Here is a 25,477-nt window from a genome sequence, read left to right on the forward strand (position 1 = left end):
CTTATTGACCCAACTTCAGGCGAGCAGTCTCGCCACTGGTGAACGGAGCGACATCAACCACCTGGCCGTTGTAGCTGACCTGCGCGCCACGGGCAAAGCCCAGGCGCACGGCAAACGGCGGCTTGCCACTGACAGAAACGTTTTCGCCTTTGCGCTTGAGACCGCTCAACAGCACTTTGCCGGAGCCATCGGTCACTTGCGTCCAGCAATCAGCGGTGAACAGCAGTTGAACCTGGCCTTGACCGGCGACTGGCGCGGCGGCGGCAGTAGCGGTGGGAGCAACGGCAGCAGCTGCAACTGGCGCAGCGACGGTCGGTGCCGGAGCGGCTGGCGCTGGAGCAGCGGGCGCAGCGACTACCGGGGCGGCGTTGTGAACCGGTGCCGCAGGGGTTGCAGCCGGGGCTACAGGCGCTGGAGCAGGCGCTGCGGCTTCAGCTTCGGCCGGTGCTTCAGTCGATGTCTCGGACTGTGGCAATGCAAGCGTGGTTCCAGCTTCAGTCTGACCTTCCGCGACAGCCTGGTCTTCCGGCTCGTCCAGCGGATGGATCTGGGTGGTGCCGTCGGCGCCTTCGACTTCTACGTGTTCCGGAGCCAGGGTCGCCAGGTCCTTGGCGCGCAAGGACGTTTGATCCTGCCACCAGACAAAACCGCCGCCAATCACTGCGATCAGCAACAACAGGCTGACAATGCGCAAAATCGTGTGGGAAACCCGAACCGGCTCTTCGATACGACCCAGGCTGTGGACGTTGCTGCCCTGGGAGTCGGTGCCGGTGGATTGGTCGAACTGCTGGACCAGAACGGTCTGGTCCATGCCGAGCAATTTGGCGTACGCGCGAATGTAACCACGGGCAAAGGTATGCCCCGGCAGCTTGTCGAAAGCGCCGGCTTCCAGATTCCCTAAGGAATTGACGGTGAGGTTGAGCTTGAGGGCCACTTCGGCCAGCGACCAGCCATTGCTTTCGCGGGCCTGGCGCAATGTCTCACCGGGGTTAACGCGATTCGCTGCTACAACTTCGGGATGCGCCGCTTTCATCATTGCTCCGACAGGTATTGCTGATATTCCGGCGTACCGGGATAGAGTCGTTTTAATTGCAGGCCAAAACTGGCGGCCTTGTCGCGATCTTCAAACACTTTTGCCAGCCGAACGCCGAGCAATAGACTACGTGCATTTTGTTCGGTGAGCAGGCTAAAACGGTCGTAATAGTCACGCGCGGGCACATAATGCCTGTCTTCGTAAGACAACTCAGCCATTTCCAGCAATGCGCGTGGTTGTTGGCGGTTCAAACGCAGGGCTTTTTCCAGTTGCTGCTGGGCCAGGTCACGCTGGCCAAGCTTCGAAGCGGTCATGCCAAGATTTTCGAACACCCGCGAACGCTCAGGATACAGGGTATCGGCGGCGGCCTGCTCAAAGCGCTCGTAGGCTTCCTTGTAACGTTTCTCTTCGTACAGAAAACTGCCGTAGTTGTTCAGGATGCGTGCATCGCCAGGACGGGAGGACAGCGCCTTGCGAAAATGCTGGTCGGCCAGCTCCGGTTCCATCTCGGCCTGGAACACCAGGCCCAACGCCGCGTTGGCGTCAGGGTCGGAATCGTCCAGGTCCAGGGCCTTTTTCAACGGCACCTTGGCCCGCTCGGTCATCCCTTGCTGCAAGTACCCCAGCCCCAGTTGCACGTAGGCGACACGCGCTTCATCGCGGCCCTTGCTGGTCTTCATCGGATTGAAATCGCCCGACAGGACACAACCAGCACAGAGGCTGGCCAACAGCACAAGCAGCGCAAAGCGCAGAGACATAGAGATCCTCTCTTAGTTGTTGTTCGCTGCGTTTTGCGCCATATCGTTTTCGGCGCTCAATTCACGCACCGCGATATAACGCTCGCTGCGACGGGTGCGATCCAGCACCTGTCCTACCAATTGGCCACACGCGGCATCGATGTCTTCGCCGCGCGTGGTGCGCACGGTGACGTTGTAGCCGGCATGGTGAAGCTGATCCTGGAAACGGCGGATGGCGTTGTTGCTCGGACGCTCATAGCCGGAATGCGGGAACGGGTTGAACGGAATCAGGTTGATCTTGCACGGTACATTCTTGAGCAACTCGATCATCTCGACCGCGTGTTCAACCTTGTCGTTGATGTCCTTGAGCATGGTGTACTCAATGGTCAGCACGCGTTTTTCGCCCAGGGTCGCCATGTAGCGCTGGCACGACTCGAGCAGCATCTTAAGCGGATACTTTTTGTTGATCGGCACCAATTGGTTACGCAATGCGTCATTCGGTGCGTGCAGCGACAACGCCAGGGACACGTCGATGTGCTTGGCCAGCTCATCGATCATCGGCACCACGCCCGAAGTGGACAGGGTTACGCGGCGCTTGGAGATCCCGTAGCCCAGGTCATCCATCATCAGATGCATGGCAGCCACGACGTTGTCGAAGTTCAGCAGCGGCTCGCCCATGCCCATCATCACCACGTTGGTGATGGCACGGTCGGCGGTCGCCGGGATGCTGCCGAACGATTTATTGGCAATCCACACCTGGCCGATGACTTCGGCGGCGGTGAGGTTGCTATTGAAACCTTGCTTGCCGGTGGAGCAGAAACTGCAATCCAGGGCACAGCCTGCCTGGGACGAAACGCACAGAGTGCCGCGTTTGCCCTGGGGAATGTACACGGTCTCGACGCAGCTGCCGGACGCCACACGCACCACCCACTTACGGGTGCCGTCGGTGGAAATGTCCTCGCTGACGACTTCAGGACCGCGAACCTCAGCAATCACCTTGAGCTTGTCGCGCAAGGCTTTGCTGACGTTCGTCATGGCGTCGAAATCATCGACGCCAAGGTGGTGAATCCATTTCATTACCTGACCGGCACGGAAACGCTTCTCCCCGATTGAGTCGAAGAATTTTTCCATTTCCAGCTGAGTCAGACCCAGCAGGTTAGTTTTTACAGTCGATGTAGTCATGGATTCACCTTCACTCATAAGCCAATGCTTAGCGAGTGGTTACTTCAGTAGCTGCGAAGAAGTACGAGATTTCGCGAGCAGCAGCGGCTTCGGAGTCCGAACCGTGTACAGCGTTGGCGTCGATCGAATCAGCGAAGTCAGCGCGGATGGTGCCGGCAGCAGCTTCTTTAGGGTTGGTAGCGCCCATCAGCTCACGGTTCAGAGCGATAGCGTTTTCGCCTTCCAGAACCTGAACGACAACCGGACCGGAGATCATGAAGGAAACCAGATCGCCGAAGAAACCACGAGCGCTGTGCTCAGCGTAGAAGCCTTCAGCTTCGGCTTTGGACAGTTGCTTCAGTTTCGAAGCTACAACGCGCAGGCCAGCTTTTTCAAAACGAGTGGTGATCTCGCCGATAACGTTTTTTGCAACAGCGTCAGGCTTGATGATGGAGAAAGTACGTTGAACAGCCATGGTGTAACTCCAGAAACGGTAATTTGTGAAAAATTAAACCCGCGAATTATACGCGGGTTCTTGGGTATTGCCTAACCTGCAGCGTGGCTCAGTCGCGTTCTTCGATCCAGTTGGCCTGAATGGCCTCCAGGATCTTTTCGCCACAATGCTCAGGCTTGTCGTCGAACTCGGGCAATTCCATCACCCATTTGCGCAGATCGACGAAGTTGACCGACATAGGGTCAACGTCGGGCTTGCTTTCAGCCAGCTGGATTGAGATCTCCAGCACATCAGTCCACTTCAGACTCATGACAATTCCTTGAATCAGTGCGGCGCTTCGGCTGCGTGGTTAAGCGAGTATTTCGGAATTTCGACGATCAGGTCTTCAGTCCCGACGATCGCCTGACAGCCTAGACGAGATTGCGGCTCCAGCCCCCAGGCGCGATCAAGAAAGTCTTCTTCCAGCTCATCAGCTTCTTCGAGCGAGTTGAAACCTTCACGAATGATGCAGTGACAGGTGGTGCAGGCACAAACGCCGCCACAGGCACTTTCCATCTCGATATGGTTGTCATGGGCCACTTCGAGAATGGACTTACCGGTTTCAGCCTCGACAACCATTCCGTCCGGGCAATGCTCGGAGTGAGGCAGAAAAATGATCTGCGGCATCAGTTATTCCTCGATTTCATTCAGGTTGCGCCCCGCCAGCGCGGCTTTCACCGTCGAGTCCAGGCGGCGGGCAGCAAAGGCGTCGGTCACTTGCGACAGACGCTTGGTCTGCTGCTCGATGGCAAAACCATCGGTGCCTTTCATCAATTCGGTCAGTTCCTGCATCTGCAACTCGATGACCATGCGCTCTTCGGCGTCGAGCAGGCGCTCGCCGTCAACATCGAGGGCGCCCTGCACCGCTTCGATCAGGCGCTGGGCATCGACTTGTTGCTCACGCAGTACACGAGCGACTTTGTCGTCGTTGGCGTATTCGAACGAGTCCTTGAGCATCTTGGTGATTTCACCGTCGGTCAGGCCGTAGGACGGCTTGACCTGGATGCTGGCTTCAACGCCCGAACCCAGTTCGCGGGCCGCAACGCTGAGCAAGCCATCGGCATCGACCTGGAAGGTCACGCGAATCTTCGCCGCACCGGCCACCATCGCCGGAATGCCGCGCAATTCGAAGCGTGCCAGGGAGCGGCAGTCGCTGATCAGCTCGCGCTCACCCTGCAGGACGTGAATCGCCATGGCCGACTGGCCATCTTTATAGGTGGTGAAGTCCTGGGCGCGAGCGACGGGGATGGTGGTGTTGCGTGGGATCACCTTCTCCATCAGGCCGCCCATGGTTTCCAGCCCCAGGGACAACGGAATCACATCGAGCAGCAGCAGTTCGCCGCCATCGCGCTTGTTGCCCGCCAGGGTATCGGCCTGGATCGCGGCACCGATGGCCACCACTTGATCCGGATCGATTTCAGTCAGCGGTTGGCGACCGAAGGCTTCGGCAACAGCGTCGCGAACGCGAGGGACGCGGGTCGAACCGCCGACCATGACCACGGCGTGCACGTCATCCAGCTCGATGCCGGAATCACGCACGGCGCGACGGCAAGCTTTCAGGCTGCGGGCAACCATCGGTTCGATCAGCGCATCGAAGGCTTCGCGGGTCAGTTGCGCTTTCCAGTCGCCGTAAGCCACTTCAACGCTGGCGACGGTGGTCAGGGCTTCTTTGGCCGCACAAGCGGCTTGCAGCAGATGACGCTGCGCGCCCGGATCGAGGTCGGCGGACAAACCGGCGCTCTCGATGATCCAGCCAGCAATGGCATGGTCGAAGTCATCGCCGCCCAGGGCGCTATCGCCGCCGGTGGCCAGCACTTCGAACACACCACCGGTCAGGCGCAGAATCGAAATATCGAAGGTACCGCCGCCCAGGTCATAAATGGCGACCAGGCCTTCGGCGTGCTGATCCAGCCCGTAAGCCACAGCAGCAGCGGTCGGCTCATTGAGCAAACGCAGCACGTTCAGGCCGGCCAGTTTGGCCGCGTCCTTGGTGGCTTGGCGCTGGGCATCGTCGAAATAGGCCGGAACGGTGATCACCGCACCGACCAATTCGCCACCCAACGTCGCCTCGGCGCGCTGACGCAGCACCTTGAGGATTTCGGCGGAGACTTCGACCGGGCTTTTCGGGCCTTGCACAGTGTCGATGAACGGCATGTGCGACTCGCCGCCGACAAAGCGGTACGGCAGCTGGTCGCCCAATTGCTTGACGTCGGACAGACCACGACCCATCAAGCGCTTGACCGACAGCACGGTGTTCAAGGGATCGGTAGCGGCGGACAGTTTGGCGGATTCGCCCACTTCGACGCGGTCGGCGTGGTAGCGCACGGCGGACGGCAGGATGACCTGCCCGTCAGCGTCGGCCAGAGGTTCGGAAAGACCACTGCGCAACGCAGCGACCAGCGAATTGGTAGTGCCCAAGTCGATCCCCACGGCCAGACGACGCTGGTGTGGTTGAGGACTTTGGCCGGGTTCGGCGATCTGCAGTAGGGCCATCGTAATCAGGACTTATCTGTATATCAGGCGTGCGACCGGAGCGGCACTGGGTTAATCGTCGAGGCGCTCTTCTAACTGGCGCACTTCGTAGGTGAGCTTGTCGAGGAACTGCATGCGCCGCATCAGGCGTTCGGCCTGTTCACGTTGCGCTGCATCATCCCAACAGGCTGCGAAGCTTTCGTTCAGTTCATCCTGCGCCACCTTCAAGCGACGCTTGAACACGGCAATGCCGGCCAGGTCGGCGCTGTCTTGCAGGTCTTCGAGTTCTTCGCGCCATTGCATCTGCTGCAGAAGAAACTCCGGATCATGCACCGTGACCTCCAGCGGCAACTCGCGACCACCCATGGCGAGCAAGTAACGCGCGCGTTTCGGGGGGTTCTTGAGCGTCTGGTAGGCCTCGTTGAGGTTCGCGGATTGCTCGAGCGCCAGGCGCTGCTCGCGCTCGGAAGCGTCGGCAAAGCGGTCCGGATGAACACCGCGCGCCAACTCACGATAGCGCGTGGCCAACTGCTCGAGATCCAGACGGAAGCTCGGCTGCAGTTCAAATAAAGCGAAATGACAAGGAGTACCCACGCGCAGCCTCAGATGTTGAAGCTTTCGCCGCAGCCACATTCACCGCGTACGTTGGGATTGTTGAACTTGAAGCCTTCGTTCAACCCTTCCTTGACGAAATCGAGCTCGGTGCCGTCCAGGTATGAGAGGCTTTTCGGGTCGATGATCACTTTCTCGCCGTGACTTTCGAACACCTGGTCCTCTGCAACCACCTCGTCGACGAACTCCAGCACGTAGGCAAGGCCGGAACAGCCTGTGGTGCGAACACCCAGACGAATCCCTTCACCTTTGCCGCGCCCGTTGAGGGAGCGTCGCACGTGTTGAGCTGCCGCTTCTGTCATGCTGATAGCCATCGGTGACTCCTTACTCGTCGCCAAATCTTGAAAGTCAGATCAAGCCTTTCTTCTGCTTGTAGTCGCGAACGGCCGCTTTGATAGCGTCTTCAGCAAGTACGGAGCAGTGAATTTTCACCGGCGGCAAGGCCAGTTCTTCGGCCAGCTGAGTGTTCTTGATGGTCTCTGCTTCATCCAGAGTCTTGCCTTTCATCCACTCGGTCGCCAGGGAGCTGGAGGCGATAGCCGAACCGCAACCATAGGTCTTGAACTTGGCGTCTTCGATGATGCCTTGCTCGTTAACCTTGATCTGCAGACGCATCACGTCGCCGCACGCCGGAGCGCCGACCATGCCAGTGCCGACATCCGGGTCTTCCGCGTCCATCTTGCCGACGTTGCGCGGGTTTTCGTAGTGGTCGATGACCTTTTCGCTGTAAGCCATGATTCTTAATCCTCACTCATCAGAGAGTCGCTCTTGAGCCCCATAAACCTGGGTTCACAGGGCCGGTTTGCGGCGACTTGAAATCAGTGTGCCGCCCACTCGATTTTCGAAATGTCGACACCGTCTTTGTACATATCCCACAGCGGCGACAAGGTGCGCAGCTTGGTAACGGCCTCGCAGACTTTCTGCGCGGCGTAGTCGATTTCTTCTTCGGTGGTGAAACGGCCGAAGGTGAAGCGAATCGAGCTGTGTGCCAGTTCGTCGTTGCGGCCCAGGGCGCGCAGTACGTACGAAGGCTCAAGGGAAGCCGAGGTGCAGGCCGAACCGGACGAAACCGCCAGGTCCTTGAGGGCCATGATCAGCGACTCGCCTTCAACGTAGTTGAAGCTCAGGTTCAGGTTGTGCGGTACGCGGGCGGTCATGCTGCCGTTGATGTACAGCTCTTCCAGGCCTTCGACCTGTTTGAAGAAGCGGTCGCTCAGGGCTTTGATGCGCACGTTCTCGGCAGCCATGTCTTCCTTGGCTACGCGGAAAGCTTCACCCATGCCGACGATCTGGTGGGTCGCCAGGGTGCCGGAGCGCATGCCACGTTCGTGACCGCCGCCGTGCATGGTCGCTTCGATGCGAACACGCGGCTTGCGGCTAACGTACAGCGCGCCGATGCCTTTAGGACCGTAGGTTTTGTGGGCAGAGAACGACATCATGTCGACTTTCAGCTTCGACAGATCGATTTCGACCTTGCCGGTGGACTGAGCCGCGTCAACGTGGAACAGAATGCCCTTGGAGCGGGTCAGTTCGCCGATGGCTTCGATGTCATTGATGGTGCCGATTTCGTTGTTCACGTGCATGACCGAAACCAGGATGGTGTCGTCACGCAGTGCAGCTTCGATCATGGCCGGGGTGACCAGGCCATCGGTCTGAGGCTCGAGGTAGGTCACTTCGAAACCTTCACGCTCCAGTTGGCGCATGGTGTCGAGGACAGCCTTGTGCTCAATCTTGGTGGTGATCAGGTGTTTGCCCTTGGTCGCATAGAAATGCGCCGCACCCTTGATTGCCAGGTTGTCGGACTCGGTGGCACCGGAAGTCCATACGATTTCACGCGGGTCGGCGTTGACCAGGTCGGCGACCTGACGACGGGCGTTTTCGACGGATTCTTCAGCTTTCCAGCCGAACACGTGGGAACGGGACGCCGGGTTACCGAAGTTTCCGTCGACCAGCAGGCATTCACTCATCTTTTGCGCGACACGCGGATCAACCGGGGTGGTCGCAGAGTAATCAAGGTAAATCGGCAATTTCATGGACTATCTCCTAAATCAGGCTGGCTGGCGTGCCGCTAGCTCTTTGGCTGTCATTCGACGGCGGACGCTTCAATCTTGTCCAGGCGTGGCGCCTTGCCATTGCAACGGCGCTGGTCCTGACGCTGGGCTACTTCTTGCACCTCACGGCGAGTCACAAGGTCAGCCAAGCTGATACCGCTCAGAAATTCGTGAATCTGCAGGCTCAGATCGCACCACAAGTGGTGGGTCAGACAGGTGTCGCCTTGATGGCAATCGCCCTGGCCCTGGCATTTGGTTGCATCGACCGATTCGTTTACCGCATCGATCACCTGGGCGACCTGGATGCCCTGCATCTCGCGAGACAACTGGTAGCCGCCGCCCGGCCCACGAACGCTGGAAACCAGATTGCTGCGGCGCAATTTGGCGAAAAGCTGTTCGAGGTAGGACAGGGAGATGCCTTGGCGCTCGGAGATATCGGCCAGGGACACCGGCCCGTGCTGCGCGTGCAACGCCAGGTCAAGCATGGCGGTCACGGCGTATCGGCCTTTTGTAGTCAGTCGCATGGACAATTACCACGGAGTTCGGAATGGGGGCGAGTATGCTATTCCCGAGTATTTAAGTCAACTATAAGACCTAGTGCTTTAGTCAGGTTTACCCGCAAAAGAGCGCGCGCATCATAGCAAAGGCTGGCGGCGTATCACCAGCAAATGCGCGTTATCGTTGTTCGCGGGCAAGCCTCGCTCGTACACCTTCCTGTAGGAGCAAGGCTTGCCCGCGAAGGGATCAACGCGGTCTAGCCGGCCTTGGTTTCGTCCTTGCCTTTGACGCAGGCGAAGTCTTCTTCGCGCAGCTCAGGCAAATCCTTGGCGCAGTAATTACTACCCAGATCCTTCAGCGCGCCGCACATGCCTTCCAGCCGACCATCAACCGCTTGCAGATGATCGAGCAGTTGACCAATGGCTCGCGCCACCGGGTCCGGCATGTCTTCACCGACACCGTAGGCATCAAAACCGATCTTCTCGGCCATGGCCTTGCGCTTGGCGTCTTGCTCCTCGTCAGACTTGACGATGATCCGCCCCGGAATCCCGACCACCGTCGCACCCGGCGGCACAGCCTTGGTCACTACCGCATTGGAACCGACCTTGGCCCCGGCGCCGACCGTGAACGGCCCAAGCACCTTGGCGCCCGCCCCCACCACAACCCCGTCTTCAAGGGTCGGGTGACGCTTGCCTTTATTCCAACTTGTGCCGCCCAGGGTCACACCTTGGTAAAGGGTGACGTCATTACCGATTTCAGCAGTTTCACCGATGACGATGCCCATGCCATGGTCAATAAAGAAGCGACGCCCCACCTTGGCCCCCGGATGGATCTCGATCCCGGTCAACCAGCGACCAAAGTTCGACACCAGCCGCGCCAGCCACTTCCAGCCCATGCCCCACAGGGCCGAGGACAGGCGATGGATCCAGATGGCATGCATGCCCGGGTAGCAAGTCAGGACTTCAAAAGCGTTACGCGCAGCCGGATCACGGTGGAAAACACTCTGGATATCTTCACGCAAACGCTCGAACATTTTTAATCCTTCCGCTTAAGAAGCTCGCCACGGGCCGCTTTCTGGGTTTCCGTGAGGATGCCACGCAATATATTCATTTCCGCCCGGCTGACCGAGCTTCGTCCGTACAACCGACGCAGGCGCGCCATCAAGTGCCGCGGCTTTTCCGGGTCGAGGAATTCGATGGCCACCAGGGTTTGCTCCAGGTGTTCATAGAATCGCTCCAGCTCATCCATGGTCGCCAGTTCGCCACTTTTGGTGGACGCCACTTCATCCTTCTCGACCTTGCTCGGCTGGCCTTGGGCCGCGAGCCAGGACATGCGCACTTCATAACTCAACACCTGCACCGCTGCCCCAAGGTTCAGCGAGCTGAACTCAGGGTCTGATGGGATGTGCACGTGATAATGACATCGTTGCAGCTCTTCATTGGTCAGGCCGGAATCCTCACGACCGAAGACCAAAGCGATCTCTGCACCTTGCGCCGCTTCCTCGACCACTTTCGTACCGCATTCGCGGGGATCGAGCAGCGGCCAGGGAATGCGCCGGTCGCGGGCGCTGGTGCCGAGCACCAGATTGCAGCCGACCAAGGCATCTTCCAAGGTGGCGACGACTTGCGCGTTTTCAAGGATGTCACCGGCACCGGAGGCGCGGGCATCGGCCTCGTGGTGCGGGAACAACCGCGGTTCGACCAGCACCAGCCGCGACAGGCCCATGTTCTTCATGGCACGCGCAGCCCCGCCGATGTTGCCGGGATGGCTGGTATTAACCAGGACGACACGAATGTTATGCAGCACGGGAGGCGTTCTCGAACACAAAATGGGGAGCAGAATCTTACAGTTCATCCTACCGTTAAGCTATGAAAGCGAACACCGACCTTCACCTGTAGAAAAGTTCTGATAGAATGCCCGGCTTTCTTTAACAACCTTAGGTGACACATCCATGCAGCCCATGCTGAATATCGCGCTGCGCGCCGCCCGCAGCGCCAGTGAATTGATCTTCCGCTCCATCGAGCGCCTGGATACCATCAAGGTCGACGAAAAAGACGCCAAGGATTACGTATCCGAGGTGGATCGCGCCGCTGAGCAGAAAATCATCGACGCGCTGCGCAAGGCTTACCCAAACCACTCGATCCTCGGTGAAGAAACCGGCATGCACGCCGGCAACGGCATCGAAGGTGAAGAGTACCTGTGGATCATCGATCCGCTGGACGGCACCACCAACTTCCTGCGCGGCATTCCTCACTTCGCCGTGAGCATCGCCTGCAAATACCGCGGTCGCCTGGAACACGCTGTTGTTCTGGACCCGGTTCGCCAGGAAGAATTCACCGCCAGCCGTGGTCGCGGCGCTCAACTGAACGGTCGTCGCCTGCGCGTCAGCGGTCGCACCAGCCTCGACGGCGCCCTGCTGGGTACCGGCTTCCCGTTCCGTGACGACCAGATGGACAACCTCGACAACTACCTGGGCATGTTCCGCGCCCTGGTTGGCCAGACTGCCGGCATCCGCCGCGCCGGTTCGGCGAGCCTGGACCTGGCCTACGTGGCTGCCGGTCGTTTCGACGCGTTCTGGGAATCAGGTCTGTCCGAGTGGGACATGGCTGCAGGCGCCCTGCTGATCCAGGAAGCCGGCGGTTTGGTGAGCGACTTCACCGGCGGTCACGACTTCCTTGAAAAAGGTCACGTTGTTGCTGGCAACACCAAGTGCTTCAAAGCAGTTCTGACGGCGATCCAGCCGCACCTGCCGGCTTCGCTGAAACGCTAAGCGAACGCCCACAAAAAAAGCACCCTTCGGGGTGCTTTTTTTATGCCTGGAATTTAGCCGGGGCTGCTGCAGGAGCAAAGCTTGCTCGCGATGGCGTCGCACCTGCCTACATTTTTGGTGGGTGGGGGACCGCTATCGCGAGCAAGCTTTGCTCCTACACGGGGTGTCGCAGGCTGATAAATAGCGGGCACAAAAAAAGCACCCTTTCAGGTGCTTCTTTTTTGAATCCAGCCATCAGTTCATCACTGAGCAGGCTCATTCTGCGACAGGATCAACTTACCTTCCTTGTCGACCGGGATCTGATTGCCCGGATCACGATCCATCCGCACTTTGCCTTCCTTGCCGTCCAGCGAATAACGGACGTCGTAGCCGACCACCTTGTCGCTGATGTCATTCACGGTGTTACAGCGAGTCTGGGTCGTGGTGTAGGTATCACGATTCTGCATACCTTCCTGGACCTTGTTCCCCGCGTAGCCACCGCCGACAGCACCGGCAACGGTCGCGATCTTCTTGCCATTACCGCCGCCAATCTGGTTGCCGAGCAAACCACCGCCCACTGCACCCAGGACCGTACCGAGGATCTGGTGTTGATCCTTGACCGGCGCCTGACGGGTTACTGCAACGTCCTTGCACACTTCACGTGGAGTCTTGATCTGTGTTTTAACCGGTTCAACGGCCAATACTTGCGCATACTCAGGGCCGCTTTTAACCAGGCTGTAGGTGGCAACAGCGCCCCCGGCAGTCACACCGACAGCACCCAGTACCGCACCAACCAGCAACGACTTGTTCACATGAACCTCCTGACCATCACATGCGGATCGTTGTCCGCGCTTCTCCCAGCCTTGGAGCACAAAAAAAGGCGCGAGTTCAACTCGCGCCTTTTTGGGCAGACAGCGTAGAAGCGATGGCCGTTATGAACGGTCGTCGACTTCCTTATCGGTCGCCGCAGGAGGGATCAGATCCTCGCTGCTCAGGTTCAGCCAGATCAGCACCACGTTCGCGATGTAGATCGACGAGTAAGTACCCGCCAACACACCGATAAACAGGGCGATGGAGAAGCCGAACAGGTTGTCGCCCCCGAAGAACAGCAGCGCCGCGATCGCCAGCAAGGTGGAGATCGACGTCGCCATGGTCCGCAGCAGGGTTTGCGTGGTCGAGATGTTGATGTTCTCGATCAGGCTGGCCTTGCGCAGGACACGGAAGTTCTCACGAACCCGGTCGAATACCACGATGGTGTCGTTGAGCGAGTAACCGATGATCGCCAGTACCGCCGCCAGTACCGTCAGATCGAAGGTGATCTGGAAGAACGACAGGATACCGATGGTCACGATCACGTCGTGAATCAGCGAAACAATGGCGCCGACCGCGAACTTCCACTGAAAGCGGAAAGCCAGGTAGATCAGGATGCCGCCCAGCGCCATCAGCATGCCGAGGCCGCCCTGGTCGCGCAGCTCTTCACCGACTTGCGGGCCGACGAACTCAACGCGCTTGACCGTCGCCGGGTTATCGCCGCCAACCTTCAGCAGCGCTTCAGCAACCTGGTGACCCAGTTGCGGGTCTTCGCCAGGCATACGCACCAGCAGGTCAGTCGTCGCGCCAAAGCTCTGCACGATGGCTTCGTGGTAACCCGACTCAGCGAGCTGGGTACGCACCTTGGACACATCGGCCGGACGCTCGTAGGTCAGCTCAATGAGCGTACCGCCGGTGAAGTCCAGGCCCCAGTTCATGCCCTTGTGGAAGACGCTGAAAATGGCCAGCGCCGTAAGGAACAATGTGACGCCGAACGCAAAGTTGCGAACGCCCATGAAGTTGATTGTACGTAACATGGCAGCCCCTTAAATCCACAACTTCTTGAAGTCACGACCGCCGAAGATCAGGTTGACCATCGCGCGGGTCACCATGATGGCCGTGAACATCGAGGTAAAGATCCCGAGGGACATGGTCACTGCGAAGCCCTTGACGGGACCGGTGCCCATCGCAAACAGAATCCCGCCGACCAACAGTGTTGTCAGGTTGGCGTCGAGAATCGCGGAGAATGCCCGGCCGAAGCCTTCGTTGATTGCCCGTTGTACCGTCATGCCCGCCGCGATCTCTTCACGAATTCGCGAGAAGATCAGTACGTTGGCGTCGACCGCCATACCCATGGTCAGCACGATACCGGCGATACCCGGCAGGGTCAGCGTTGCACCCAGCAGCGACATCAGGGCCAGCAGCAGCACCATGTTCACGCCCAGCGCGACGGTGGCGATGATGCCGAAGAAGCGGTAGATGGCAATGATGAACAGCGAGACAAACAGCATGCCCCACAGCGATGCATCGATACCTTTGATGATGTTGTCGGCACCCAGGCTCGGGCCAATGGTGCGCTCTTCAGCGAAGTACATCGGTGCAGCCAGACCACCGGCACGCAGCAGCAGCGCCAGTTCGGACGACTCACCCTGGCCGTTCAGGCCCGTGATGCGGAACTGAGCACCCAGCGGCGACTGGATGGTCGCCAGGCTGATGATCTTCTTCTCTTCTTTGAACGTTTGCACTGCGACGTCTTTCTCGACGCCATTAACCACTTGCTTGGTGTAAGTGGTGACAGGACGTTGCTCGATGAAGATCACCGCCATGCTGCGACCGACGTTGCTGCGGGTTGCGCGGCTCATCAGTTCGCCACCGTGGCCATCCAGACGGATGTTCACTTCTGGCGTGCCGTGCTCGCCGAAGCCAGCCTTGGCGTCAGTCACCTGGTCACCGGTGATGATCAGGCCACGTTCGATCTGTGCCGGCGGACGCTTGCCTTCACGGAACTCGAAGGTTTCGGAAGTGGCTTTCGAAGCACCTGGCTCTGCAGCCAGACGGAACTCAAGGTTGGCCGTCTTGCCGAGGATACGTTTGGCTTCTGCGGTGTCCTGCACGCCCGGCAGCTCAACCACGATGCGGTTGGCGCCCTGACGCTGGACAATCGGCTCGGCAACACCCAGCTCGTTGACGCGGTTACGTACCGTGGTCAAGTTCTGCTTGATGGAGTATTCACGGATTTCCGCCAGCTTGGCCGGGGTCATCGCCAGACGCAGTACCGGTTGGCCATTGAGGTCGGCCGGAACAATGTCGAAATCGTTGAAGTTCTTTCGGACCAGCGCACGGGCCTGTTCGCGGGATGCTTCGTCAGTGAAGCCCAACTGAATGGCGCCGCCCAGTTGTGGCAGGCTGCGATAGCGCAGTTTCTCTTTACGCAACAGACTCTTGACGTCGCCTTCGTAGACTTTCAAGCGTGCGTCGAGGGCTTTGTCCATGTCCACTTCCAGCAGGAAGTGCACACCACCGGACAAGTCCAGACCCAGCTTCATCGGGTGCGCGCCGAGGCTGCGCAGCCATTGCGGGGTGGTTTGTGCCAGGTTCAGTGCAACGACGTAGTCATCACCCAATGCCTTGCGCACAACGTCTTTGGCCGGCAACTGGTCTTCAGCCTTGGTCAGGCGAATCAGCCCGCCCTTGCCGTTGGCCGACAGCGTGGCTGCCTTGACGTTGATCCCGGATTCCTTGAGCGCCATGCTCACACGATCCAGATCAGCCTGATTGACCAACAGCGCAGTGCTTGCACCGCTGACCTGAATGGCCGGGTCATCAGGGTAAAGATTGGGAGCGGAATAAATCAGACCGACCGCCAGCACCGCCAGGATCAGAATGTATTTCCACAGAGGGTATTTGTTCAGCATCACGCCGCCCGCTTATGACGCGGGGCGCCTTGCGCGCCCCGTCGATTGAGTAGAAGTTGAAACTTAGATCGCTTTGAGCGTGCCTTTTGGCAGCGTGGCGGCGATGGCGCCTTTCTGGAATTTCATTTCCACGGTGTCGGAAACTTCCAGAACCACGAAATCGTCTGCCACTTTAGTGATCTTGCCGGCGATACCACCGGTGGTCACAACTTCGTCGCCTTTTTGCAGGCTGCCGAGCAGGTTCTTCTGTTCTTTGGCGCGCTTGGCCTGTGGACGCCAGATCATCAGGTAGAAGATGACCAGGAAACCGACCAGGAAAATCCACTCGAAGCCGCCACCCATTGGGCCTGCAGCTGCCGGTGCAGCAGCGTCGGCCATGGCATTAGAGATAAAAAAGCTCATTTAGCACTCCAGTTGCAAATGTTGAATCTTGGGGTCAGAAAACTCAGTCCAAAGGCGGAACAGGTAGCCCGCGTTTGGCGTAGAAGGCATCGACAAAGGCGGCCAATGTACCCTGTTGAATAGCCTCGCGCAAACCAGCCATAAGCACCTGGTAATGGCGCAAATTGTGGATGGTATTCAACATGCTACCCAGCATTTCGCCGCACTTGTCCAGATGGTGCAGATAAGCACGGGAGAAGTTCTGGCAGGTGTAGCAATCGCAGGTCGGATCCAGCGGCGAATCATCATGGCGATGGAACGCGTTACGGATCTTCAGCACGCCTGTATCAATGAACAGATGCCCATTGCGGGCATTACGGGTTGGCATCACGCAATCGAACATGTCCACACCGCGGCGCACACCCTCAACCAGATCTTCCGGTTTGCCAACGCCCATAAGGTAACGAGGTTTGTCAGCCGGCATCAGGCCCGGCAGGTAATCCAGCACCTTGATCATCTCGTGCTTGGGCTCGCCCACCGACAGACCGCCAATGGCCAGGCCATCGAAGCCGATCTTGTCGAGGCCTTCCAGGGAGCGCATGCGCAGGTCCTGGTGCATGCCGCCCTGCACGATGCCGAACAGCGCCGCCGTGTTGTCGCCATGGGCGTTTTTCGAACGCTGGGCCCAACGCAACGACAGCTCCATCGACACACGAGCGACGTCTTCGTCGGCCGGGTACGGGGTGCATTCGTCGAAAATCATCACGATGTCGGAGCCCAGGTCACGCTGGACCTGCATCGACTCTTCCGGGCCCATGAACACTTTGGCGCCGTCAACCGGGGAGGCGAAGGTCACGCCCTCCTCCTTGATCTTGCGCATCGCGCCCAGGCTGAATACCTGAAAACCGCCGGAGTCTGTAAGAATCGGGCCTTTCCACTGCATGAAATCGTGCAGGTCGCCGTGCTTCTTGATCACTTCAGTGCCCGGACGCAGCCACAAGTGGAAGGTGTTGCCCAGAATGATTTCCGCGCCGGTGGCGGTGATATCCCGTGGCAACATGCCCTTGACGGTGCCGTACGTGCCCACCGGCATGAAGGCCGGGGTCTCGACGGTGCCACGCGGAAAGGTCAGACGACCGCGACGAGCCTTGCCGTCAGTGGCCAGCAATTCAAACGACATACGACTCATACAGTGTCCTCAGGGCCCGATTCTTTAGGGGCAGTCGGCGCAGGATTACGCGTGATGAACATCGCATCACCGTAGCTGAAAAAGCGGTAACCATGCTCCACCGCTGCTTTATAGGCAGCCATGGTTTCGGGATAACCGGCGAACGCCGAAACCAGCATCAACAGCGTGGATTCGGGCAAATGGAAGTTAGTGACCAGGGCATCGACCACATGAAACGGCCGGCCCGGGAAGATAAAGATGTCGGTGTCGCCACTGAACGGCTTGAGCACACCATCGCGGGCGGCGCTTTCCAGGGAACGCACGCTGGTGGTCCCCACCGCCACCACCCGACCGCCCCGAGCACGGCAAGCGGCGACCGCATCGACCACGTCCTGGCCGACTTCCAGCCATTCGCTGTGCATGTGGTGGTCTTCAAGCTTCTCGACCCGCACCGGCTGGAACGTGCCCGCACCCACGTGCAAGGTCACGAACGCGGTCTCGACGCCCTTGGCCGCAATCGCTTCCATCAGCGGCTGATCGAAATGCAGCCCCGCCGTCGGCGCCGCCACCGCGCCCAGGCGCTCGGCGTACACGGTCTGATAACGCTCGCGGTCCGAACCTTCGTCCGGGCGATCTATATAGGGAGGCAACGGCATGTGCCCGACACGATCGAGCAGCGGCAACACCTCTTCGGCGAAGCCCAACTCAAACAACGCATCGTGCCGCGCCAGCATCTCTGCCTCGCCGCCGCCATCGATCAGGATCTTCGAACCGGGCTTGGGCGACTTGCTGGACCGCACATGGGCCAGTACGCGATGACTGTCGAGCACCCGCTCCACCAGAATTTCCAGCTTGCCGCCGGAAGCCTTCTGGCCAAACAGCCGCGCCGGAATCACCCGGGTATTGTTGAACACCATCAAATCGCCCGGACGCAAATGCTCGAGCAAATCAGTGAATTGACGGTGTGCCAGGGCGCCGCTGACCCCATCCAGGGTCAACAGGCGACTACCGCGACGCTCAGCCAAAGGGTGGCGAGCAATCAGCGAATCAGGGAGTTCGAAAGTAAAGTCAGCAACGCGCATGATGGGGTTCGTCTAGCAGGGGCCGGAAGTCTAGCCGAAATAGTGAAAATTCTCTATGTACCTGATTGACCGACGGTAATCTCATCTCTATACTTCGCCGCCATTGAGCCCTGATGGCGGAATTGGTAGACGCGGCGGATTCAAAATCCGTTTTCGCAAGAAGTGGGAGTTCGAGTCTCCCTCGGGGCACCAAAATTAAGAAAGGTCTTGCTTTGCAAGGCCTTTTTTTTCGCCTATATGAAAGTGAGCTTGTTCAGCGTTTTCGTGTAGTCGCTGGCGAAGGCTGGAAGCTTTTGATCTTCGTATCATCGGCCAGTACGACCCTCCTCAAGGATTCATCCCATGGAACTGCTGCTGGAAACCGTCGCCCTGTTCTGCCTCAAGCTTGCTTATGAGACGGAGGATTCGAGTCCGATTCTTCGGGATGATCTGCTGATGAGTGATTATGAACGGGAGGTTTTTGGGTTGTTGGTGCGGCGAGGGGATGTTGAGGGGATTCAGGTGAAGGTGGATAACTGTGTGGGGTTGGCGCTGGAGGCTATTGGGGGCGCGGATAAGCCGTTAGGGCGGGAGTTGCAGAAATTGGCGGCTGAGCTTGCCAGTATCCGAACCATGGAGCAGCTGGATGCCCCGGTGAACGCGATCAAGGAATACTTGAAAGATATTCAATGAATGAAAGGGGCGACCTAAAAAAGCTGGAATGCCCGACAGCCAGACGACATCGGTCGATATCTAATAATGAGCCTAGCCTCCTTTACGATTTAGCTATTTAGTTCCGCAGCTAAAATACGCGGACCGCCATAAGCATTAATAACTCACTTCTAATCGCTGCGAGCGACACTCTCACACCAATGATTTTGTCAATAGAACGTTAAAGTTTTTTGTCGCCTCGCTTACAGCGCTTAACTTTGTCGACGCTCATCCATTATTCCTCTATCCTTCGTCTAACTTGGCCTTCAGACAGGATACTAAAGTGGTTGCAACCTTCTCTTCGCTATCGTTGATTCCTTTACTAAAACCACTCATACAAGATCTATATGAAGGAGCAAAAGGTAAGACAAAGGAGGGCATGAAAAAATGGTCTACCGATCAGGGCATCAAACGTGCTGCCGTAGCCCTTACTCGTATTGACAAAGTAAAAACTGTTTGGTCACCCGAAAACGAAGTCTCCTTGAGGAAATTTTATTACCCCTCAAAACTATCCGTCAGTGGAAGACCCGTAACAGTTGACAACATAAATGATCTCCCTGAAGGCAACATCGTTATTGAGGGAATAGTAGGCCAAGGGAAGTCTATGTTTATGCGGCATCTTGCCCTATCACTAATAAACTCAAACCCTATATGCTTTATCCCTTTACTGATTGAACTTAGAACATTATCTTCAAAAAGAAATCTCGAAAGCGCCATTCTCGCCGCTCTTAGCACTCTATCCTTGCCCCCCACCCCTGAGACTTTTGAACATCTTGCAACTACGGGCCGGATAGTTTTACTACTCGATGGTTTTGATGAAATACCTAGTGAGATTATTAGCGAAACCATTATAGAGATTGAGCATTTACAGTTTAGATATCCTGGTTTAAAAATTATCGTTTCAAGCAGACCTCGAAGTCATATCCAAAACGTCGCTAGCTTCCAAGTTCTCAAGCTGATTCAGATCAACCCCCAAGATTACGACAGCTTTATTTCCAAACTAGTAATTTCTTTAACTAGGCGAGTCGACGTAGTAACCGCACTAAACGGGTCGCCAGCAAATATTAAAGGTATTATTTGCACCCCACTAATGCTAACGCTTGTTGTAATCGTTTATCAAACTGAGAAGCAAATACCAGTTACTCTTTCCGAGTTTTTTGAAAAACTATTTGGAACCGTCTTCAGTAAACACGACCGTTTTAAAGCCGGATTTAATCGACAGCACCATAGCGGCCTTTCTGAACAAAAACTCAAACAGCTTTTTGATTCTTTTTGCTTTATGGTTGTGCACCAACAAGGAGGTCGCTCTCTCAGCTCCGCCGCCTTCGAGTCAGCTTTTCAGTATGCTTTAACCTATCTAAAAGATCACAAATGTGAATTGACAAACTTCCGGAAAGACATAGTCGACGTTGCGTGCTTAATGGTCGAGGAAGGCTTCGACACTGTCACCTTCCTACACAAAAGCATATTGGACTATCACGCCGCTGCATTCGTTAAAAGTCTTCCGGACGCACAAGCCAAAAATTTTTACAGTAATGCATTTGATAGAAGCGCTCAGTGGGGGCATGTACTTGAGTTTTTGAAATCAATTGACCCACTTAGATACGCGCGCGATTACATCATAGAGTTTATTCCAGATTTAATCTCTGAGCTAAAAGAGATTTCAGAATACGCACATGACACCGAACTATATGATTATCTAGATGATTTTATGCCTGGATTCTCTATAAAGGTTCACGCATATAGCTCGACAGAGGCTGGACCTCTAACCTACACAAGCGCGGATTTTTATGGCGATTTAGTAGATACCCTCGCCGACTGTTTTCTTGAAATGGTCGACGATGCACATAGTGAAGAAGAAGTCGATAAAGCCATTGCAATAACAGAGTCGCTTGACAAGCCTGGCTTTGGCAACATTAGTTTATGGGCAGCTATCAACGTATTCGATACAGATAAAGTCCGGGAAACAATCAATAGCCACCTAATACAGGCTACTCGAAACTTAGAACAGACAAAACGATACCTGGCAGAGGAGAAAATCAAGCTGGAATCATTTACGGACATCCTTGGCTTGCACTGAGATTCTCTGAGCTAATACAACATTTAAGTGAGGCTGATTAGACTTACGGGTAAGCCACTCGCTTTACCTATCTAGAACCTGAAGTGATGTATTTTAACCCCGGCACGCCTTAAAGCTAAGGGCGCAACGGGCTGAAACCTTAATCAGGACGGGACATTGACAGCCTGCTGAAAAGACATCAGAAATAAGGACAAACTTATTTCCCTTAGTTAGAAATAAATATGCCCCTTTAGGTCGCTGAATAATGAAAATCGCGCACCCTGACCCTCGCTATCAATCTTTGTCCTGCGGATCAAAAAACAAGCTAACACCGATATGCTTAACCTTGAAAGCCGTACCAGTTCTCTCAAGCAAGTGCGTAGAATCAAATACAAAGTCAGGACGTACGGGGCACGGACTTATCTCCAAACCCTCTAGGCCATATCCCTTTAAACGCTCTTTCCATGTCGAGATAACCTTAGCTGATTTTTTATTTTTTATTATATAAATAATCAACCCACCGCTATCTTGATTAACATCACCTGTAGCGTACCTAGTGCAGAGCTGCTGAAACCCCTGAAAAAGATAGTCATAACCCGAATGAATTTTCGCTTCACCAATCCAAAGATAGTTATTTTTACCCCTAACGGAAATATCCGTATGACCACCTACTTTTACCTCATGACCGGCATTATAGCCCATACCACGTAGAACATTGACAATCTCAATAGTCAACCGATCCTCGCCATCATTCCTTCTAAGCTCTGGATTTTCTTGAAAACTTAAAACAACATCATTCAGATCGGAATATAAAGTCTCAGTAAACTGTTCATACGTACTCGCCGTCGCCCGCCTAATAGAAGTTGCAACGCCGGAAAGACCAAACTGCTCAGCAAACAACTTAAGCTGCCCTAACGTCATACTATCAAGAGGATCAACCACAACATCACCCATTTTCAACCTCCGAGGAGGGGACGAAATAGGGATACACATGGCGAGTATAATTCTCTACAGGATAGCCGGTTTCCGGATGGATCAAGGAACCCGTTGTTTCAGCATGGTAAACAGTTTCATAGTCAAGCTGAGTTACACAATCATCAATTATCAACTCAAACTTCATCTCAAGCAACTTAACTCTCTCCCCTGACAAATATTGAGCGATTTGCAGGAGTTTATCTGGACGTTTAACATCTACAACTTGAGAAATCGCATAATACGTTAAATGCTTTATATCTTGCTTGTGCGCAAAAATATATTCAGCCAAGCGAAACACGGCCTGCTGATCTTCATCAGGCCTTATATCCTCAGCAATTATACTTAGCGCACACCCGAGATTCATGGTACTAAAGATTCAAGTAATTTATCCATTACAAAATCATAGTCCAAATCCGAAGCACACGACAGTATGTGTGCCGTGTCAATCGTCGGATTTTCTGAGCTCGTCAACGCCACAGTGCCCGGAACAACTAACTGAACATAACCATATCCTGATGGGCTATCCCAGCACTTCGACAACATATGAGGATTGAGCTCAGCAACGGTAGCAACACCTCCAACATGGTATCGATCATCGCGAAAATCAAGCTGCTTGGTACGCATTTTCCCATTATGCACACCGGCGCTAATGGTAGTGTGACCCAACTCAGCAATTCGACCGTCCGGACTCAAATAAAGCTTTTGGATCGAGGGAAACAAATTGACAGGACCAGAAAATAGATCTTCAAGTCCATATACATTTTCGAAAGACTTGAATATTTTCTCCTCCAAAAATTGGAGGCGACGCTCTATATCTTTTGCTCTCTGAACATCCAAACCATCCATTCGGAATTCCATCATCGAACTTTCTTCATCAACACATACAACGTCAAAAAGTTGAACTGCTCGTTTGCGAATCCCATAAATTTCGTCAAAAACGCCATAATCCTCGACGACTAAATCTGTAAGGGATCCATTTGGCAAAACTTCCTTCTCAACAACATATTGCTTAGAACAAAATACAAACCACACCCGACTATCAGCCTCATAAAAGTCTACACAATTTATTTCAAGTGGAGCACTAACCAAGTCATCATGCTCCAACGGTAGCGGAAATCTTTCATCGTATATAGTTTTCTGCTCAACAATATTCTTCTTAAAAAACCCAATCACCTCTGCATACGAATCCAACAACCTATAAAGCCTAACCAACTTATTACCATTATTAGTTAAGTCTATATAAACATCTTCCAAACCTTGTGCGTATTTCTCAGAAGTCCTATCTGATTTCAAACACTCAACTAGCTTATCGATTGTCCGCTCCCAACCTAACGACGCGGCGAGATCGTTTTGATGAAGTGCATTTCGAAAAAGCGCGAAAGATACCTTCCGTTCATTTAGCCCATCGGCGTAATCAATTGCACTCATCTAAGCGTTCTCTCACTAGTTATTTTTATTACACTTTTTCGACTTAAAGAGTAACAGTTCCTGCATACAAACGATAACGTAAAAACCCAGACACTACTATTTTGCCATCAGCGCGTCTACACACTTGACGGCAGTCGATTGTTAACGACATTTTTTTACTTTTACCTGGATCATGAAAGTAGAAGCATGACTATCAGCTTAGAGTAGACGTTTTTCGCAGGTTGCAGAAACAACGACTGCGCGATACCCTCCCATCGTCGCTGCCAATTCAGCGACCGGGTGTGGAAACCCGTGTAATTCAAGGCGCAACAGCGCCCCCATCACGTCTGCCGGCGCTTTTTTTGTGTCTGCGGCGTGAGTTATGGCGGCTGTGCGTGGGACGTCTTCGGGCGTGCCGGTTTCCTTGATTCCCGGTTTTCCACCCCGCGCACAGCTGTCACCCATTCGTGTGGAAACGGACGTGGCAGCTCCTCATATCAAGGAGTCTGATAATGCGCAGCATCAATCCGTACACAATTTGGCTTTCCCCTCTACGCAATTCCCAATCGCATAACGCTTCCCCCCTGCCCCACCGCCTCTCCACCACCGGAGATGCCCAATGACCGATCAACCCGAACTCAAAACCATCGGCCTGACCCCGGCCATTTACTGTGCAGACCAACCGCTGTTCCACGTCACTCGTGATGTGCCGCTGGGTGATGCGTTGTCGATGGCTTCGGACTTTCTGTGTCTGGCGAAGTCGCTGACCAAAGAGGCTGCGTATGACCGGGAGACTGACCGTCATGCCTGGGCGGCGCATTATTTGACGTCGTTTAGTAAGGCGTTGGTGGATGATGCGGTGAAGGTGTTGACGCGGGATCGGCCTTCGACGGTGCCGCCTAAGCGGGCGGCGGAGAAGGCTGGGGGGTAGCGGTTGTTTGTGATGGGTTGTGTCAGTTGAGTTAGGTGGCGACTGGCCTATCGCTTTCGCGAGCAAGCTTTGCTCCTACGAGGGTTGTGGTGTTTTTGAGAGAGTGTTTAGCCCCGAGTTTTCGGGGCTTTTTCGTGTTTGGGTCAGAGAACGTGTTGGGAGATCAGTTTTGAGATTTCGACCATTGATGTTCTGCCGGTGAATTCGAATTTCACTTTGCCCAGTGACGAGAAGTAGATCTCCAGTTCGGAGTCCAGGTCGAAGGTGCCGGAGGTTTCCACGGAGTACGCGACGATGTTTTTGTAGGGCAGCGAGGTGAAGTCTTTTTTGCTGCCGGTGATGCCCTGGACGTTGACGGCGATGATGCGTTTGTTGGTGAACACGACGCCGTCGCGCATGGATTTGTAGGCGTCGATGACGTGTTCGCCGTCGAGCAAAAGGTCGGTAACGCGTTGGGCGTATTCTTCGTTTTGCTTGAGTTTGAAGAATCCCTTGTTGTTGAAATCAATCATGTGTCGCTCCTGTTATTCGATTTGAATCGGTCCTTTGGTCCCGGCATCGCTGTCCATCCAATAATCCTGATTCTGCAAGCGCCGATCCCCCTGGATAGTGAAGGTGATCTTGCCCTGGCGGAACTGCAGCGTGCCGTCGGTGCGTTTGGCGTTGACCCGTTTGCCGTTGACCCAGACTTGTTCCTTGGCGTCGATGCGGATGGTGGCAACGGTCGCGCCGGCTTCGCTCTTGGCCACCCATTGCCCGACGTAGGGGGTTGGGGTGCTGGGGGTGTCGGTGGCGGGGTTGGTGAAACCGGCTTTGGCGTTTTCTGCCTTGGATTTGTGGATATCGCAGCCGTGGGTTTCGCTGACTTGGGTGCAGCCGGATTGCTCCAGTTGTTTGCGGTATTTGTCGTTGATGGCGTAGGCCGGGGCTTGGGCGGCGATCAGGATGATCAGCGCCGGCAGGATGGCTTTCTTCATGTTGACTCCTTGGCGATCAGTTCGCGCCGAACGGCATCGTACGTTCACTGTAGTGGATGGGTGTGCAGTGCTTGTGCCACAAAAGATTTCAGACAGTGCGCGCCTTGGTCAGTGCTCTTCTAGACTTAACGGGTGGTCGTGGAAAGAACCGAGCACGTCGCTTTTGTACGGTTGAATCAATGCCAGCGTGGCAAGCTGCAATTTATGCCCTGAAGAGGTGCGGCGAAGACCGTACCGGGCCCAACAAGATGCCCGCTCAGGGTGCCTGGCCACCGG

Annotated in this window: 29 protein-coding genes and 1 tRNA gene; 5 read left to right on the top strand and 25 right to left on the bottom strand. The window is 55.5% G+C overall.

Going from position 1 to position 25,477, the window contains the following annotated elements:
• Position 1: 1 nt before the first annotated feature.
• From ACY4LX_RS27570 to trmJ, 14 genes are all read right to left on the bottom strand, one after another.
• Positions 2-1,033: a RodZ domain-containing protein gene (locus ACY4LX_RS27570; protein ID WP_463258396.1), complete on the bottom strand. Its 1,032-nt coding sequence runs from the start codon at positions 1,031-1,033 to the stop codon at positions 2-4.
• Entirely contained in the window at positions 1,033-1,791 is a 759-nt protein-coding gene (pilW, locus tag ACY4LX_RS27575; RefSeq protein ID WP_149658076.1) for a type IV pilus biogenesis/stability protein PilW, read from the bottom strand. Before pilW ends, ACY4LX_RS27570 begins: the two co-directional genes overlap by 1 nt.
• A 12-nt stretch (positions 1,792-1,803) precedes the next feature.
• On the bottom strand, positions 1,804-2,952 hold the full coding sequence (gene rlmN / locus ACY4LX_RS27580) for a dual-specificity RNA methyltransferase RlmN (RefSeq protein ID WP_149658077.1): 1,149 nt from the start codon (positions 2,950-2,952) through the stop codon (positions 1,804-1,806).
• A gap of 28 nt (positions 2,953-2,980) precedes the next feature.
• Positions 2,981-3,406: a nucleoside-diphosphate kinase gene (gene ndk / locus ACY4LX_RS27585; RefSeq protein ID WP_042560926.1), complete on the bottom strand. Its 426-nt coding sequence runs from the start codon at positions 3,404-3,406 to the stop codon at positions 2,981-2,983.
• Positions 3,407-3,494: 88 nt separating this feature from the next.
• Positions 3,495-3,695 carry a Fe-S cluster assembly protein IscX gene (gene iscX / locus ACY4LX_RS27590; RefSeq protein WP_149658078.1) on the bottom strand — a complete coding sequence of 67 codons (201 nt, stop codon included), beginning with the start codon at positions 3,693-3,695 and terminating at the stop codon, positions 3,495-3,497.
• Between the two features lie 14 nt (positions 3,696-3,709).
• A complete protein-coding gene (gene fdx, locus ACY4LX_RS27595) occupies positions 3,710-4,051 on the bottom strand; it encodes an ISC system 2Fe-2S type ferredoxin (protein ID WP_463258397.1) in 342 nt (113 codons plus the stop codon).
• 3 nt (positions 4,052-4,054) lie between these two features.
• Positions 4,055-5,917 carry a Fe-S protein assembly chaperone HscA gene (hscA, locus tag ACY4LX_RS27600; protein WP_149658080.1) on the bottom strand — a complete coding sequence of 621 codons (1,863 nt, stop codon included), beginning with the start codon at positions 5,915-5,917 and terminating at the stop codon, positions 4,055-4,057.
• A 51-nt stretch (positions 5,918-5,968) separates the two neighbouring features.
• Entirely contained in the window at positions 5,969-6,490 is a 522-nt protein-coding gene (hscB, locus tag ACY4LX_RS27605) for a co-chaperone HscB (protein WP_123410227.1), read from the bottom strand.
• A gap of 8 nt (positions 6,491-6,498) precedes the next feature.
• Positions 6,499-6,822 (bottom strand): iron-sulfur cluster assembly protein IscA, encoded by a 324-nt coding sequence (gene iscA / locus ACY4LX_RS27610; RefSeq protein WP_054045385.1) that lies wholly within the window; start codon positions 6,820-6,822, stop codon positions 6,499-6,501.
• 34 nt (positions 6,823-6,856) lie between these two features.
• A complete protein-coding gene (gene iscU, locus ACY4LX_RS27615) occupies positions 6,857-7,243 on the bottom strand; it encodes a Fe-S cluster assembly scaffold IscU (protein ID WP_003443374.1) in 387 nt (128 codons plus the stop codon).
• A gap of 83 nt (positions 7,244-7,326) precedes the next feature.
• On the bottom strand, positions 7,327-8,541 hold the full coding sequence (locus ACY4LX_RS27620; RefSeq protein ID WP_123410226.1) for an IscS subfamily cysteine desulfurase: 1,215 nt from the start codon (positions 8,539-8,541) through the stop codon (positions 7,327-7,329).
• Between the two features lie 50 nt (positions 8,542-8,591).
• On the bottom strand, positions 8,592-9,083 hold the full coding sequence (gene iscR, locus ACY4LX_RS27625; protein WP_121734138.1) for a Fe-S cluster assembly transcriptional regulator IscR: 492 nt from the start codon (positions 9,081-9,083) through the stop codon (positions 8,592-8,594).
• A 230-nt stretch (positions 9,084-9,313) separates the two neighbouring features.
• On the bottom strand, positions 9,314-10,090 hold the full coding sequence (cysE, locus tag ACY4LX_RS27630) for a serine O-acetyltransferase (protein WP_149658082.1): 777 nt from the start codon (positions 10,088-10,090) through the stop codon (positions 9,314-9,316).
• Positions 10,091-10,092: 2 nt separating this feature from the next.
• Positions 10,093-10,863 (bottom strand): tRNA (cytosine(32)/uridine(32)-2'-O)-methyltransferase TrmJ, encoded by a 771-nt coding sequence (trmJ, locus tag ACY4LX_RS27635; RefSeq protein WP_054613614.1) that lies wholly within the window; start codon positions 10,861-10,863, stop codon positions 10,093-10,095.
• Positions 10,864-11,008: 145 nt separating this feature from the next.
• Between trmJ and suhB the strand changes: the two genes are divergently transcribed.
• Entirely contained in the window at positions 11,009-11,827 is an 819-nt protein-coding gene (suhB, locus tag ACY4LX_RS27640; protein WP_092278434.1) for a type III secretion system regulator SuhB, read from the top strand.
• Between the two features lie 242 nt (positions 11,828-12,069).
• Here the strand turns inward: suhB and ACY4LX_RS27645 are convergent, their stop codons facing one another.
• The 6 genes from ACY4LX_RS27645 to queA form a co-directional block, all read right to left on the bottom strand.
• Positions 12,070-12,618, bottom strand: coding sequence for a glycine zipper 2TM domain-containing protein (locus ACY4LX_RS27645; RefSeq protein WP_133840635.1), 549 nt, complete (start codon positions 12,616-12,618; stop codon positions 12,070-12,072).
• 120 nt (positions 12,619-12,738) lie between these two features.
• Positions 12,739-13,653, bottom strand: coding sequence for a protein translocase subunit SecF (gene secF, locus ACY4LX_RS27650; protein ID WP_463258398.1), 915 nt, complete (start codon positions 13,651-13,653; stop codon positions 12,739-12,741).
• 9 nt (positions 13,654-13,662) lie between these two features.
• Positions 13,663-15,531, bottom strand: coding sequence for a protein translocase subunit SecD (gene secD, locus ACY4LX_RS27655; protein WP_463258399.1), 1,869 nt, complete (start codon positions 15,529-15,531; stop codon positions 13,663-13,665).
• 63 nt (positions 15,532-15,594) lie between these two features.
• Entirely contained in the window at positions 15,595-15,933 is a 339-nt protein-coding gene (yajC, locus tag ACY4LX_RS27660; protein WP_003185175.1) for a preprotein translocase subunit YajC, read from the bottom strand.
• A 43-nt stretch (positions 15,934-15,976) separates the two neighbouring features.
• Positions 15,977-17,092, bottom strand: a complete 1,116-nt coding sequence (tgt, locus tag ACY4LX_RS27665; protein WP_161807656.1) for a tRNA guanosine(34) transglycosylase Tgt — start codon at positions 17,090-17,092, stop codon at positions 15,977-15,979.
• A 5-nt stretch (positions 17,093-17,097) separates the two neighbouring features.
• Positions 17,098-18,162, bottom strand: a complete 1,065-nt coding sequence (gene queA, locus ACY4LX_RS27670) for a tRNA preQ1(34) S-adenosylmethionine ribosyltransferase-isomerase QueA (protein WP_149658086.1) — start codon at positions 18,160-18,162, stop codon at positions 17,098-17,100.
• Between the two features lie 107 nt (positions 18,163-18,269).
• On the opposite strand from queA, the gene ACY4LX_RS27675 reads away from it, so the two are divergent.
• The 3 genes from ACY4LX_RS27675 to ACY4LX_RS27685 all read left to right on the top strand — a co-directional run bounded on the left by ACY4LX_RS27675 (position 18,270) and on the right by ACY4LX_RS27685 (position 20,932).
• Positions 18,270-18,354 (top strand) — tRNA-Leu (locus ACY4LX_RS27675).
• A 150-nt stretch (positions 18,355-18,504) separates the two neighbouring features.
• Positions 18,505-18,834, top strand: a complete 330-nt coding sequence (locus tag ACY4LX_RS27680; RefSeq protein WP_463258400.1) for a hypothetical protein — start codon at positions 18,505-18,507, stop codon at positions 18,832-18,834.
• 301 nt (positions 18,835-19,135) lie between these two features.
• The gene (locus ACY4LX_RS27685) at positions 19,136-20,932 is read left to right on the top strand and encodes an NACHT domain-containing protein (protein ID WP_463258401.1); all 1,797 of its coding nucleotides are present in this window, start codon (positions 19,136-19,138) and stop codon (positions 20,930-20,932) included.
• A gap of 273 nt (positions 20,933-21,205) precedes the next feature.
• On the opposite strand, the gene ACY4LX_RS27690 is transcribed toward ACY4LX_RS27685, so the two are convergent.
• From ACY4LX_RS27690 to ACY4LX_RS27700, 3 genes are read right to left on the bottom strand one after another with little or no spacing between them, the layout of a single operon-like run.
• On the bottom strand, positions 21,206-21,865 hold the full coding sequence (locus tag ACY4LX_RS27690) for a hypothetical protein (protein WP_463258402.1): 660 nt from the start codon (positions 21,863-21,865) through the stop codon (positions 21,206-21,208).
• A complete protein-coding gene (locus ACY4LX_RS27695) occupies positions 21,858-22,250 on the bottom strand; it encodes a hypothetical protein (RefSeq protein WP_463258403.1) in 393 nt (130 codons plus the stop codon). Before ACY4LX_RS27695 ends, ACY4LX_RS27690 begins: the two co-directional genes overlap by 8 nt.
• Complete coding sequence (locus ACY4LX_RS27700; protein ID WP_463258404.1) at positions 22,247-23,314, bottom strand: hypothetical protein; 1,068 nt, start codon at positions 23,312-23,314, stop codon at positions 22,247-22,249. Before ACY4LX_RS27700 ends, ACY4LX_RS27695 begins: the two co-directional genes overlap by 4 nt.
• A gap of 598 nt (positions 23,315-23,912) precedes the next feature.
• Between ACY4LX_RS27700 and ACY4LX_RS27705 the strand changes: the two genes are divergently transcribed.
• A complete protein-coding gene (locus tag ACY4LX_RS27705; protein WP_463258405.1) occupies positions 23,913-24,224 on the top strand; it encodes a DUF3077 domain-containing protein in 312 nt (103 codons plus the stop codon).
• Between the two features lie 143 nt (positions 24,225-24,367).
• Here ACY4LX_RS27705 and ACY4LX_RS27710 read toward each other — a convergent pair whose 3' ends face one another.
• Both ACY4LX_RS27710 and ACY4LX_RS27715 read right to left on the bottom strand, forming a co-directional pair.
• Positions 24,368-24,736, bottom strand: coding sequence for a PH domain-containing protein (locus ACY4LX_RS27710; RefSeq protein ID WP_149658098.1), 369 nt, complete (start codon positions 24,734-24,736; stop codon positions 24,368-24,370).
• A gap of 12 nt (positions 24,737-24,748) precedes the next feature.
• Positions 24,749-25,201, bottom strand: a complete 453-nt coding sequence (locus ACY4LX_RS27715; RefSeq protein ID WP_463258406.1) for a hypothetical protein — start codon at positions 25,199-25,201, stop codon at positions 24,749-24,751.
• Positions 25,202-25,477 lie beyond the last annotated feature (276 nt).

The sequence above is a fragment of the Pseudomonas sp. Emmai genome (genome assembly GCF_055179735.1).